The organism is Gemmata obscuriglobus (assembly GCF_008065095.1).
GTDB classification, from domain to species: domain Bacteria; phylum Planctomycetota; class Planctomycetia; order Gemmatales; family Gemmataceae; genus Gemmata; species Gemmata obscuriglobus.
Genome location: NZ_CP042911.1, coordinates 2,371,605 through 2,385,206 on the forward strand (window position 1 = coordinate 2,371,605; position 13,602 = coordinate 2,385,206).

A 13,602-nucleotide genomic window follows, 5' to 3' on the forward strand; every position below is an offset into this window, starting at 1 on the left:
CGACCACCTCTGACGCTTCTATGAGGTACGGCCGTTTTGCTGTTAATGCTGTATCGCTTTTCTCTCGGCGTAATGGATTTTGTGGTTGTCGCGGAATGAGTTTGGTGCTGTACGCCGTAAAAATACTGAAGTTGCTGGCAGGGCTTTTATGGGTTGGTTCACTGCCAATGCCTCTGCCGGTCATTCGGAGGTGTCCCTCGGCATGATTGCGCTAAATTGACAAATTTTGTTGATTCCACAGGAAAAATAAATTTTCCACATGCAATTTACTCATATATTGAGTAGCCTGAGTCTGGCTCGGAGGCGGCTCGGGTCGCAATCCTCCCGGACTACCGGAGATGTCGCGGCTGGTGGTTATGTTCGTCGTTCGGGTAATATCCGGATGTCCGCTCCGGATCGAGGTTGCGCCGCGAACTGGTCTGCTGCGAGCTTTACCTCTCCGCTGATGTGTACCGGGACGATCGCCCGTCCCGGTTTGCGCCGCCCGACTCGACGTAGAGGGTGCCTATGAATTCGCCTGTTGGTTTCTTGGCAATGCTCTTTGCCCTAGGGCTTGTATGTTCCGTCGGCTTTACCGGTTTGGCGCGGATTGCGGCCCGCCGGATCGGTTTGGTGGATAAGCCGGACGGCCGTCGGAAAATGCACGGGCGCGTGGTGCCGGTTGCGGGCGGCATTGCCGTTTTCACGTCCACAGTGCTTGTCTTGGCTCCGGCCTCGCTGCTTCCGGGTGCAGTGGCCGAAGCGGTTGCTGGCCACCTTAACGCGCTTTTGTGGCTGCTGATCGCATCAGCGCTAATCTGTCTGGTTGGTGTTGTCGACGACGCTCGCGGGTTGCGCGGGCGCTACAAGCTATGTGGTCAGATTGTTGCCGTAATGGTGGTTGTGGCGACCGGGCCGCAGATCACCTCCGTTGCACTGTTCGGTTGGACTGTTGAACTGGGCTATTTGGCGATTCCGCTGACCGCGTTCTGGTTGCTCGGGGCCATCAATTCGCTAAACCTGCTTGATGGTATGGATGGGCTGCTGGGCACGGTGGCTACCATCATCTGCCTGGCCATTGCGGGTATGGCTGCGATGCACGGGCAGTACGTGGAGGCGTGCGTCGCGGTGACTCTGGCCGGTTCGCTGGTCGGCTTCTTGCGCTACAACCTTCCCCCCGCAACCATTTTTTTGGGAGATGCGGGCAGCATGTTGATCGGCTTGGTGATCGGCGTCCTCGCCATTCGGTGCTCTCTCAAGGGGCCGACCACCGTAGCTCTCGCCGCGCCGGCCGCTCTGTTGGTGCTACCCATTTTTGATACGCTGGCCGCGGTGGTCCGGCGGAAGCTCACCGGTCGCAGCATTTTTAGCACGGACCGGGGGCACCTCCACCACTGCCTCCTTCGTGGTGGCCTGTCCCGTCCGCGGGTGCTCCTACTGGTCGCCAGCCTGTGCATCGTTGCAGTTTTCGGGGTGCTCGCCAGTATTGCTTACCACAATGAGGCGCTGGCAGTGGCGTCGGCCCTGGTTGTTGTTGTGATCTTGGTTGCTACGCGATTGTTTGGGCACGCGGAGTTTATGCTGCTCGTGCAGTCCGCTCGCGCCTTGTCTCGTTCGGTTTTGGGGGGGGCGCCGCCGTGCGGTAAGCGGTTGGAGGTGCGCCTGCAAGGCACGGCTGAGTGGGGTGAGCTGTGGACCCGGCTTACTGACTGTGCCGGCCGGCTCAATTTGCGGACCGTCGCTCTCGACGTGAACGCGCCGGCGCATCATGAGGCGTACCACGCCCGCTGGTCTCGTCCAATGGAGACCCGTGGCGAAGAGCCGGTCTGCTGGTCGGCCGTGCTGCTGCTAACGGCGTGGGGGCAAACGGTTGGGCAGGTGACGGTGAGTGGGTTACCCGACGGCGAACCGGTGTGGCAGAAGCTTGCCGCACTCGGTCGCGTGACGGACGCGGCTGAAACGGTTCTTGCAGAAGCTGCCCGGCCGCCCGTAACCGTGCCGGCCGCAACTGTGGCTGAAACCGTTTCTGCGTGAGTGTGCCCTTTCCTTCGCACCGCCCGAGCGCGCCATGGACGATTTTTCCCAGCAGCCCGATCTGGCCCCTAATGCTTCTGGTTCCGCTCGCGGTGGGCGGGACGTGTTTCAGGTGTTTTGGCAGCACCGCGGGTTGCTGTTGTTGGGGCTTGTTGTCGGGTTGGTGCTCGGTGGGCTCGGCTTTTCTCGCAGGCAGCCTGTGTACCGGTCGTACGCGCAGGTTCTCGTCGTTAAGAAGCAATCAATCGGCACACTCATTGGTGACAGAACGGACCCCAACACTCGCCTCGTTGATGATTACATCGGGTCACACTTGCTCGTGCTTCGCAGCCCGCTGCTGATCGAAGAGGCTGTACGGAAGCGTGACCTGGGCTCGCTCCGGTCGTTGCAGGGCGGTCATCCGGCCACTATCATTCAGGCCGGTTTGCGTGCTGAGCGCGAGGTGAGTAAGGACGCCCCCGTCGGGGCGAGCAGTAACATTATCAACCTGTCGTACAGCGGCGGGGATCCGGGTGATTGTGAGATTATTATAAATGCGGTAATTGAGAGCTATAAGGATTTCCTCGATCGTACATATAGGACGACGGCCGAGGGTACGTTTGAGTTGGTGCAGGAGGAAGCCCGGAAGCTTACCAAACAGCTGAAGGAAAAGGATGACGCGTACGCCAAGTTCCGTCAGGATAAAAGTCTACTGACGACGGCTGATGGGCTGCCGTTTAACGAGACAAAGATTCAAGAGTATGTGCGGAGGGAGGCCGCTAAACGCGACGACGCGAAAGAGTTGCGTGACCGTCTTGCGACTGTTCGGAAGGCGATTGACGAGAACAAACCGCTCCCCCTCATTTTGGCTTTGGCGGAGAAAAAGTACGATCGCGACGCCCCGGTGGCGAAAGCTGAAGCGGCCGGGGCTGCTGCGTTGCAGGCCTCGCTGTTTCCTTTGCAGCAGCAGGAGCTCGATCTGGTCCAGTTTTATGGTAAGGATCATCCAGACGTTCAGCGTATTCGTCAAAAGATTGAAGCTACAAAAGTGTTCTACAAGGGGCTCGATGCCATTGTTGCTGAGGTAAAGGGGCCGAACGAGCAGAGCCCCGCCCAGGCGGCGCTGAACGCGCTCGAGATCGAATTGGTGCTTGCCGAGGGCAATCACCAATATGCGAAGTCGGTGCTCGAGGATGAGGTCAAACAGGCGAAGGCGCAAGAAGGGTTGCATGCTGCCGATAAGCAGTACCGCGAAGACATTAAACGCACCACCGTGTGGCTCGACGGAATTTTGAAGCGCCTCCAAGAGGTCGATACGAGCCGCGGCTCCGGTGGGTTTAGTGCTCAGGCGATCACTCCCCCGGGTGTCGGTTTGAAGGTGTCGCCAGTTTTGTGGCAGTTCATCTTTATGGGGGGGGCTTTGGGGCTGGCTTTGGGGGCCGGCGGGGCGTATTTGTTGGACGTGGCCGACAAGAGCTTCCGCACCCCTGAAGAGATCCGCAGGCGGCTCGGGCTGGCGCTCATTGGGCACATCCCGTTTGCCCATAAGCCTTCGGCTCCTGTGACGGTGGCCGACGCGGCCGGTAACGCGGTCGAGTTGGATTCGGGCCTTGCCACGGTCCACAGTGCCATGTCGCCAGAGGCCGAGGCGTATCGCGGGGTTCGGACGGCGCTGTTCTTCAGCACCCATGGCGAACGGCATAAAGTCATTCAGGTGACTAGCCCACACATGGGAGACGGTAAAACAACACTCATCATTAATCTCGCGGTGTCGATTGCGCAAGCGGGCCGCAAGGTGCTGCTTTTGGACGCAGATCTTCGGCGCCCGCGGGTCCACCGTGCGTTTGGTTTGACCAGCCGGATCGGGTTGGCGGAGGTGCTCACGGGTACCGCCGAACTGGCTGATGCGATTCAGATGACCGCGATCCCGAACCTGTCCGTGCTGCCCTGCGGGCGCCGGCCAAGCAATCCGGCGGAGTTGCTCACGACACCGGCGTTTGAGGACGTGCTCGACGACCTTCGTGCGGCTTACGACTACGTTCTTGTTGACAGCCCGCCGCTTCTGGCAGTGAGCGACCCGTGCGTCGTCGCCCCGCGAGTCGACGGCCTCGTTCTGACCATCCGGGTCACTAAAAACGGACGCCCGGCGGCCGAGCGTGCGCGCGACCTGCTTGTCCGGTTGAAAGTGAACTGCCTCGGTGTTGTGGTGAACGGTGTCGGCAAACAGGGTGCGATGGCTGGTTATGGGTACGATTATTATCGGCACGCGGACGACTACAGCGCTCCGTACACCACTGCCGATCACGACGAGCCAGGTATGGGCGAAGGCCAACCGTTAACTCCTCCTGCGCGGCTGAGCTCGGAACCAGCCGGTCACGTTGAGCCGGTTGCAAACGGGCCGGCGCACGCCCCGGAATAATGCAAGCACCTGTGGTGGCTGAGATCGTCACGTGGTTGTGTCCCGCAAGGGCGACTTTCTGAAGGTGAGGCCCGAGTAGTGACTCCGCTCGCCGACCTGCATCTTCACCTGCTCGCCGCCCTTGATGACGGGCCGCGCACCTGGGAAGACTCATTGGCGATGTGCCGCATCGCGGTCAGCGAAGGTGTTAGACACACTGTTGCCCTTGCGCACCAAAGCGAACGATGGGGTGTGACACCCGGCCAGATTCGTACCGCTGTTCTGGAACTCCGGCGACTGTTGGTCGAGCAGGGAATCCCGCTCGAAGTGTTTCCGGGTGCTGAGGTGATGGCCGCTCCGGACCTGCCTGAGGCGTGGGATACTGGCCGATTGCTAAGTATTGGGGACCACCGAAAGTACATATTGATTGAAATGCCTCACCGACTGTTCATCGACCTGCGACCAGTCGTGCAACGGTTCGTGGCGCGCGGCGTGCGCGTCATTTTGGCGCACCCCGAGCAGCACCCCGAGCTGCTCCACGAATCGGGGCGGATCGAAGAGCTGATTGGAATGGGGTGCTTGGTTCAGGTGTCATCTGGTAACATCACTGGGCCGAAAACTCCTGCCGATGAGGCGGCACTCAGGGCGTGGTTCCGGCGCGGCTGCGTCCACCTTTTGGGGTCGGATGGGCACTCCCCGCGAAAGCGCCGCCCGCTCCTGGCTGCTGCGGCAGGCAAGGTGCAGGAATGGGTCGGGCGTGAGGCTGCGCAGGCCATTTGCGGGTGTAATGGTGAAAGGGTATTGCGTGGTGAGGTTTTGACGCCTGCTCCGCCGTTGGCGGAGCGGCGTTGGTGGTCCTTCCGGACGCTCTTTGGTACCTGAGTTCGCGCGGCGGCTGTTGCTCGAACCGCCGGGCGTAGCTTACGGGAGGGTTGCTGTGCCGACGGTGTTGAAGAATCGGCTCCGGATCGCTTGGTAGGCCGAGTTGAACCGGAAGTTCGAGGTCAGGTATTGCGCGCCGGCTTCTCCAACTGTGGATTGGAGCAGCATGATATCGCCGGATCGCAACGCGATCCGTTCTCGCGGGTCTTTCAATGCCCGGTTCAGATTCACAATGATCGGGATCTGGGCCCCCGACTTCAGGCGACGCAAGATGGTCACTTGGCTCGGTGACGGGAACCCGAGACCGGTTTGCACGATCTGGCCGGACAGGTTGTTGGTGTTCAACCCGCCGTTGAGTAACGGCCCGCCGACGAGGAGGAGCGCCTCGATCACATCAAGATCGCGGTCTGCAGGTAGCGGAAACGTTCGCGGCGGCAGCAACCCGCCGGTGTAGAAAAGCTCACCGGACCGCGCTTTGACAAGCACGATGTCACCGCTCTGGAGCACAAGGTCCTCCGGGCGCACGGTCAGAGGCTCGCCGGGACGCAATCGCAGGGGGACGCGAAGTGACTGCGCCTTTTCAGTGGCCGCGGCCGGGATTTCGGGCACCTGCCCGTTTGCACCCGGTTGGTACGCTCCGCGGAGAATGAGAACCTCGTCCTGTGCCTCGGCACCTGGTAGCCCGCCCGAGCGAGTGAGGGCGTTCAAGAGGTTGTTTTCGTATATGGGCAGATCGAGTGGGTAGCCAGCGGCACGCCGGGTTTGGGAGAACGTGGCGCCGGTGTTGCCGAATCCGCCCGCTCCGCCGGACGAACCGAAGGTGGTGCCGCCCGCATCCTCCCGGAGGACGAGGACGTGGTACTGTCGCGGCCGGAGCAAAGTGACGATGATTCTCGCTTTGTCCGGATCCGCGAGTAGCTCTTTGGGTTTGAGATAGGCGTCTCGCACTCGATCTTGTGCCTGTGCTAGCGTTAGCCCTTCGAGTTTGAGGGGCGCGATGAGGGGCAACGGGACTGTCCCGTCCTCGCGAACCGGAATGGGGAAGCCGATGCCCGGCGGCGCGCTCCCTTGCTCGGGGATACGGACCGGTGGTTGACCGCCGCGCTCGCCGAGGATGCCCTCAATGAACACGCCGAGGGTGTCTCCGGGGCCGATCAGGTGCACGGGTGGAACGGGCGGTATTAGTGCTGCTAACGGCACCGAGTGGAGGTCCGCCTTGCTCTCGCCGAGTGCCTCTGGCGGGAGCCGCCTGACGGGTATGCCGTCGGCCACCGGATTGGTGACCGACGCGCATCCGCTCGTCAGTGCGGCCGCCAGGCCTACCACGGTAGCAGCGATTCGGAGCGAGGAACCGGGGCGGTTCATTGGTCGCTATCCTTTAGGTGTTCGGCGGTGCCACCAAGCCAGAAATCACTGGTCGCGAACAAGTTGTGATGTGCGGAGAAGTTTCGCGACCGTTTCAGCCGACTGCCACGAGCCGAAATCGCCTTTTAGCTTCGAACGGCTGGATGCAGTGAGTATCTCCAGCACGGTGGGTGGGTGGGTTTTGACCCTTACTACCGGTTTACGGTTTTCGGCGGTTGATTGATTGGGCTCCCACGGGCCCGCGGGTTCGGCGGCTTCGCCCGCTGGGGCGGCAATCGCCGATGCCGGTGTCGCCTGCGCGCCGCCAAACTTGGACGCCGGCGGGATCGGCGGTGGCATCTGCGGAAGGCTGCCCGGCGCCTGTCGCGGGGCGGGCAGCGCTTCGGATTTCGGACCCGATCCCGTTGGGGCGGGTGGAACGGTTGCGGCATGGGGGGCTGAGGGGGGCGCGCCGTGTGCGTCTACTGGAATCGCCGGGCCGGGAAGCGGGATGTAGTTCAGCTCTCGCAACCCACTACCCCGGGCCACGGCGGCGCCGTGCCGGAACCCAGCGTACCAATCCTCAATGGCTCGGAGGCCCTCGGTGGTGCGGTACTTGGTGAGCCGATAGCGGAACGGGGGCAAGTAGGGCGGTTCGCCCGTCCCGCCGGCCTCAACGTAATCGACGAAGCCCTCGCGGAACCCGTGGCCGTACGGGTCGCTGTGTCGCCACCCGGACGAGCCGCACACCTGCTCCCAGGCGTCCTTCGCGCGGCGCTCGACCATGCGGGTGAATTTGCGCTCGTCGTGGTGGGCGATCGGTTTCTCGGTCAGGTTGCGGGCGGCATGGTGGTAAAACCAATCGGGGCCGGACAGACGCGCGTTGAAACACCCCGACCCGGTAAGCGTTGCGAGCCCGAGCAGTGCGGCACGAACTGGGTTCATTGGGCCAGACCCGCGAACAAGTGGAACTGCCTGTGTGACGCACAGGCAGACGGTTGCAGAGAATATCGGCTGCCGGGGAACCGGACTTGACGGTAGGATTGATTGTGCCGACTGGGCGGTTTGGTGGCGGTGAGTAGGGGGCATTATGCGGGTGTGCTTCGCCGTGGTCGTGCTCGCGGGTATAGTGGGTGCGGACCCTGCGAGCGGATTTTCACCCGCGGCCCGCGAACGTGGGGTGAGCGCGACGGTCAAGGTTACCAGCGCTGCCGACGATAAGATCGGCAGCGGGGTGGTGATCCGGCGCACCAAGACGCAAGCGTTTGTGCTGACGGCGTGTCACGTCGTCGAGAAGGCGAAGGTGGTGGAGGTGCGGGTTCCTGGAACAAAAGATACACCTGGAAAAACGCTGAAGGCCGAGGTGCTGGAACGCGAGCCGGCGGCGGATTTGGCGGTTCTGCGGTTGTCCGTTGAGGGCGTTCCCGGGGCCGTGCCCCTCGCACCCGCTGGGGTCAAGCCGAAACTGGTTCTGAGCGTCGGATGGGAAAAGGGTGACGCCCCGGGGGCACTCGATGAGTCGCTCAAGGGGCGAGTGAGCTTGCGGAAGCCTGGTGCGGCGAACGTGGTGGCGTGCTTCGAAACGGTTCGCAAACAGGCGGAGGGCCGTTCCGGCGGGCCGCTGCTCGACGAGTCGGGGCGGGTAATTGGGGTCGCGACCGGGCACGACGGAAAAACTGGCTATTACGTGCATGTGGACGAAGTGCGGGCGTTTCTCAAAGCGAACGCGCTGGGATGGATCGTCGAAGAGGACCGGTGAGCGCGGGCTGGCTGGGGTGTCCTCGGCTGGCGGCCCGGCGATTGTTTCGTGGGGCGGCCCGGTTTGGCTAGTTCATTTACTTGGAGGGCTTGAACTGATGAATGCAGTGTCGATGCTCAGAGGGGGGCCGTCGCGACGGGCCTCCTTGGGGGCGGTACTCGTGCTCCTCGTGGCGCCACTCGGCGCCGTGGTCGCACTGAACCCGTGGGCGGGCGCCGCGGCCGCGCCGGCCGTCGCGCCGGCCGATGCCATCGGTCTGAACGTGATCGAACCGGTCGATAAGGTCGGTACCCCGGTGGCCCCGGTCGCCATGAGTAAGGGGGATACCGAGCGGGCTGTCGGAGAGTGGAACCCGACCGGCGGCGGTAGGGGGAAAGGTGGCTCGCCCAAGGGGTAAGTCTATTGGCGCCCCGCGCCCTGCGGGCGCGGGGCGTTTCGTGAACAGAACCGTTGTCCCGGTTCAAGAGCACGTGTCACTGAGAGCGGCCCGTGCCGCGCTGACATTTCGGAGCGAGATGACTTCACCGACCGATTCGCCCATAGCCCCCGACCCGCGGACGCGGTTCCTGCGCGCGACCATCGAAGCGGTCGTGCTGAGCGGGTGTGTGTTGTCCCCGTGGGCGTTCGCGGCCGTTCACCCGGTGTCGGTGTTCGGACTGTTTGTTTTAGTTGCGGTCGCCCTCGCGCTTTGGGCCTTGGTGCTCCTGATCGAGCGCCGGTTCGTGGGGGTGGTGTGTCCGGTGCTCGTGTGCTTCGCCGGGTTCGTCTCGCTCGGCGCGTGGCAACTCGTGCCACTTGCGCCTGCGGCCCTTTCCGCCCTGGCGCCGGCAACGGCGGAGGCTCGCGCTTCACTGGTCCCCGCAGAACCTGAATCGCTGACCGGTGAGGTGCCGGTGCCGGAGCCGGCCCGCATCAGTTTCGACCCGGGGGCGACCCGGCGAGAGGTCGCGAAGCTGCTCGCCGTAATGGCCCTGTTCGCAGTTGTAAGATACGCCGTAGCCACCCCCGCCAGCTACCGCCGGTTCGCACTGGTGTGCGTCGCCAATGGGGTTGCACTTTCGGTGCTCGCGCTCGCGCAGCGGTTCAGCTCAAACCCCCACACCATCTACTGGAACTTTGAGACGCAAGGGAGTGTGTTCGGCCCGTTCGTGTGTAAAAACCACTTCCCGTACTACGTCACTGTGTGCTTTGGGCTGGGATTGGGGCTGTTGCTCGGGGGGCACGCGTTTCGTGAGCGGGCCGCCGGCCTCTCCGGGCGCTTGGCCGCACTCGGACGGGACCCCCGCGCGCCGTGGCTGTTGGCCGCGCTGGGACTCATGCTGGCAGCGAACCTGTACAGCCTGTCACGGGGTGGGATCGTTGCCCTGGTCGGTGCCGGGGTGGTGTGTGCCGCGCTGGCCGTACTGATCGGCGGACGAGCCGGCGGGGCGGCCCGAGTTGTCCCGGTAGTCGCGCTGATCTCGGCTCTCGCGGCGGGACTGGTCGGCTGGTTCGGGGCGGACGCGGTGAGCAAGCGGTTCGGCACCTTGGGCGATGCCGATGCGCTTGACGTCGGCCGCCGTGACCTGTGGGCGCGCACTTTGCCGCTAGCACTGAAGTACCCGATTTGGGGCACGGGACAGGGGACGTTCGTGTCGGCCGAGCCGCAGCAGCGGCACCCGGGCGACACGCAACTCGTTACCTGGGAGCACGCACACAACGATTACCTTGAGACCCTCGTCGAGGGCGGTCTCGTTCAGTTCGTGTTGCTGCTGTTCGTGGCAGCGCTGGTGTTCCGAGCCGGCGTGCGTGCGGTTCGCACCGCGGGCACTCGAGCGGACGCGGCGTTGCGCCTCGGTGGGTTGTTCGGGCTCAGCGCGGTTGCGCTCCACAGCCTCGCGGACTTCGGGCTTCACATGCCCGCGATCGTATTCCTGGTAACGGTGCTGGCCGCGCATTTGACCGCCGCGGGTGCGACCGGGGCCGTACACGCGGGCCGGCTCGTCGGGCCGCGTTGGGCCGTTATACCGGTCGTGGCGGGGTGCCTCATCGTGGCAGTAACGCTGCCGGCCGAAGGATGGCGCCGGGAGCGGGCCGAACATTACCGGCTCGCAGCGATCCGAGCGGAAAAGCGGTTGCCGGCCGGCGAACGTGAGCCGGTGGTCGGGTATCTCACTGCTGCGGTGGCGTTTGCGCCAGATGACGCGGCGCTGTGGCTGCGGCTCGCTGACGTGCAGCACGAGGAACACCTTGCGCTCCGGGGCCGTGCCCCGGGCGCCGCAAGTGAGTGCCTGCGTTCAGCGCTCCGGAGCTACCTGCGGGCGCGGGCGCTGAACCCGCTTTTGGAGCGACCGCACGCGCGGCTTGCCGCAGGGCGATCCCACTTAACCAACTCGGCTCCGGCCGCAGTTTATTTGGACCGGGCGGCGCGCCTCCGCCCGTCCGACCCCGGCCTTTGGTATCTTGCGGGCCTCGCGCACCTTGATGCGAACGCGGATGACGCCGCATGGGAGTGCTGGCGCCGGTCCCTGATCTGTTCGGACGCGCAATTAGAAGGGATCGTTGCGGCCGCGGTTTCGCGGCTCGATGGGGCCGGGCTCCTCGACCGAATTCTCCCTCCTGATCCGAAACTGATGGTTGCCGCGTCGCGCCTTCCCGCGCTGGCCGAGCGGCCGGCGGATCGGGTAGCCATTTTGGAACGGGTCGGGCAACTGCTTGAGGCGGCCAGCGACCCGGACGAGTTGCACTTGCGAGCCCGGGTCCTGCTCGACGTGGGGCGCCCGGTGGACGCGTTGCGGGCTTACGAGCGGGCCGTGCTGAAAGCCCCCGGTCGGTCCGAGTGGCGGTTCGAGCTGGCCGAACTGTGCTTCGAGCAGGGCCAAATTGAACCAGCCGCCGAGCACGTTCGGCAGGTCCTCCGGGACCGCCCGGACTGGCCCGCGGCGCGCGATCTGAATGCCGCCATCGTCCGCGCCCGGGCCGGGTTGCGGTGACCGCTCATTGCCGCCGCTTTACTAATTTGATAATGATATGGATGGTTTGTGTTATTTGAGTCGTAAGTTTTTTTGTACCCGCGATAATTCGCGCTGAGCCGCTTTAGCGGCACGCGGACCGTTCTGCCACGGGCCAATCCCGCGGTGGTATTTGATGACCGCTCCTTCCCCCCTCGGAGGATCTTGCCGATGTTGCGTTCCACCTTAAAGAAGCTCTTGAGCCCGAAGCCGTCTGTCCCGGTTCGCCCAACTCCGGCGAGGGTGCTGCGGATGGAGGTGCTAGAAGACCGGAGCGTGCCTGCGACTTTCACGGTCGGCACCAACGGGTTAACCACGATCCAGGCGGCTCTCAACGCGGCCGCCGCGCGCACTGGGTTCGACACGGTTGTGGTGCCAACCGGCACGTACACTGAGTCCGTGGTAATCAACGACACCTTCGGGGTGACGCTGAGGGCGAGCGGGAATGCGATCATCAAGGCGCCGGCGACGGTCGCGGCCCCGAGCGATCTGGCCGCCCTCGGTGGCGCGGTGATCGACGTGTATTCGAAGAACGTGACGATCACCGGGCTGACGGTAAACGCCGCTGGCAGCAACGCGAACGCTGGCATTCGGGTGATCAAAGGTGGCGACGCGACCATTCGGAACAACACCGTAACTGGGGTCAACGCTCCGGCTGATCCGGCGTTCGGTGTCGGAATCCAGGTCGGCTCCCGGCGGGTCGGAATTGTTGCTGGTGCGGGGAACGCGGTTCTGGAAAAGAACAAGATCACCGATTACTTTGCGGCGGGCGTGCTGGTGGACGGGGGCGCTGCGTCGGCGACCGTCACCGAGAACACGATCATCGGCCGCCGGGGGCTTAACGGCGGGGTGACGCAGTACGGCGTGCAGATGAGTTATGGGGCCTCCGGTAGCATTGAGTACAACCGGATCAGCGGCAACGACACGGGGAATCTCGGTCAGTTCGACGTGTCGGCCGGCGTGTTCCTCTATCAGGTTGGTGCGAAAGACGTTCTGGTTGACGCGAACAGGGTGTTTGGTAACGAAGACGGCATTTTGGTGCAGTCGAGCGCGGGTGGCCCGGGTAGCATCGTGATCTCAAACAATCAAGTGTACTCCAACACTGGATTTGCTGGGATCGATGTCATCGACTCGTCCGACGTGTCGATCACGGGCAACGAGGTGTATAGCAACGATACTCTGAACGGAATTGCGCTGGGCGATTCGAGCCAGATTACGGTCGACGAGAATAACGTGTTCGACAACGTGCTGGCGGATGGGATTTATGTGTACGGCGGGGGCGGCAACACGATCAGCAGCAACGTCTCACGCAACAACGGTTACAACGGCATTTTCCTTGAGGATTCGAGCAGCAACACCGTGGCGAGTAACACGACTCGCGCGAACGATCAGAATGGCGTCAAGGTGCTCCGGGGTAGTAATAATACCCTTTCGTTCGGCACAAGTAACGCAAACGGGTTCGATGGCATTTTGCTCGAAGACACTGCCAACAACAGCGTGACAAACTACACGCTCAGGAACAACGGCGGCTACGGGCTGCACCTGGTGTCTGCGATTGGCACGACTAAGTCGAACAACACATTCAGTGGAAACGATCTAGGCGATACGAACTGATGAATCCTGGGACGGTGTGGGGCGAAAACCCGTGCCGCATTGAATCAGCTACTGTATCGTTTGGCTTTCGCGGAAGTCGTATCGCCGCGCCCGGTCGCCACGGGCGCGGTGTTTTAAGGGTCTCTTCAAGCTGCGCGGCTCTGGGCCGAAAGTGAAACGGTCGCTAGTGATAAGGCTTCGCATGGGAGCAACGGGACGTGTCTTGCGAAGTTCGTCCGAATTGTGGGTCGTGTTGGTGTTTCGTCCGTAATCGCTCGCGTTCATGCACCGCCCCGCTCCACCGCACGCGCGTCGAAATACACTTTCAGGCGGACTACGAGGAGCCGGGAGAAAAACGGGCGCCGTCGGCAGCGAATCGTTTAGTCTGCCTCTTTTTCCGTTTGCCGCCGTGCAAAGTGTGGCCAAGCACTCGATACCGGTGGGGGATGGGTGCAAGGGGCGTTTCGAGCGTCGATGCAACACGTTCACGAAAAATGATCGTTGCACTTCATTGCGTTATTGCGGTCTGAAATTGCCTCCGGGATCCGCAAGCCTTTGTTAACACCCACGGCGAAAAGTTCGTAAATTTTGCCTCAATTATGAAGCCGACTCGGGCGGTGCCGCTAAGATCACGGGCGGACGTT

9 protein-coding genes are annotated in these 13,602 nt (G+C 63.0%); 7 read left to right on the top strand and 2 right to left on the bottom strand.

The window, feature by feature from the left end:
* Positions 1 to 507 precede the first annotated feature (507 nt).
* From GobsT_RS09960 to GobsT_RS09970, 3 genes are all read left to right on the top strand, one after another.
* Entirely contained in the window at positions 508 to 2,013 is a 1,506-nt protein-coding gene (locus GobsT_RS09960; RefSeq protein ID WP_081471452.1) for an MraY family glycosyltransferase, read from the top strand.
* A 34-nt stretch (positions 2,014 to 2,047) separates the two neighbouring features.
* Entirely contained in the window at positions 2,048 to 4,411 is a 2,364-nt protein-coding gene (locus GobsT_RS09965; RefSeq protein WP_010035046.1) for a polysaccharide biosynthesis tyrosine autokinase, read from the top strand.
* Positions 4,412 to 4,489: 78 nt separating this feature from the next.
* On the top strand, positions 4,490 to 5,272 hold the full coding sequence (locus GobsT_RS09970; protein ID WP_010035041.1) for a tyrosine-protein phosphatase: 783 nt from the start codon (positions 4,490 to 4,492) through the stop codon (positions 5,270 to 5,272).
* Between the two features lie 39 nt (positions 5,273 to 5,311).
* On the opposite strand, the gene GobsT_RS09975 is transcribed toward GobsT_RS09970, so the two are convergent.
* Together GobsT_RS09975 and GobsT_RS09980 are read right to left on the bottom strand one after the other, a co-directional pair.
* Complete coding sequence (locus GobsT_RS09975; RefSeq protein ID WP_081471451.1) at positions 5,312 to 6,637, bottom strand: polysaccharide biosynthesis/export family protein; 1,326 nt, start codon at positions 6,635 to 6,637, stop codon at positions 5,312 to 5,314.
* 45 nt (positions 6,638 to 6,682) lie between these two features.
* A complete protein-coding gene (locus GobsT_RS09980) occupies positions 6,683 to 7,561 on the bottom strand; it encodes a hypothetical protein (protein ID WP_010035035.1) in 879 nt (292 codons plus the stop codon).
* A 235-nt stretch (positions 7,562 to 7,796) separates the two neighbouring features.
* Here GobsT_RS09980 and GobsT_RS09985 point away from each other — a divergent pair, with 235 nt between their 5' ends.
* The 4 genes from GobsT_RS09985 (at position 7,797) to GobsT_RS10000 (ending at position 12,979) form a co-directional block, all read left to right on the top strand.
* Positions 7,797 to 8,375: a S1 family peptidase gene (locus GobsT_RS09985; RefSeq protein WP_010035033.1), complete on the top strand. Its 579-nt coding sequence runs from the start codon at positions 7,797 to 7,799 to the stop codon at positions 8,373 to 8,375.
* A 97-nt stretch (positions 8,376 to 8,472) separates the two neighbouring features.
* Positions 8,473 to 8,772 (top strand): hypothetical protein, encoded by a 300-nt coding sequence (locus GobsT_RS09990; protein WP_148087682.1) that lies wholly within the window; start codon positions 8,473 to 8,475, stop codon positions 8,770 to 8,772.
* 118 nt (positions 8,773 to 8,890) lie between these two features.
* Positions 8,891 to 11,347, top strand: coding sequence for an O-antigen ligase family protein (locus tag GobsT_RS09995; RefSeq protein WP_010035027.1), 2,457 nt, complete (start codon positions 8,891 to 8,893; stop codon positions 11,345 to 11,347).
* Positions 11,348 to 11,536: 189 nt separating this feature from the next.
* Positions 11,537 to 12,979 (top strand): right-handed parallel beta-helix repeat-containing protein, encoded by a 1,443-nt coding sequence (locus GobsT_RS10000; protein WP_081471449.1) that lies wholly within the window; start codon positions 11,537 to 11,539, stop codon positions 12,977 to 12,979.
* The last annotated feature ends 623 nt before the right edge of the window (positions 12,980 to 13,602 follow it).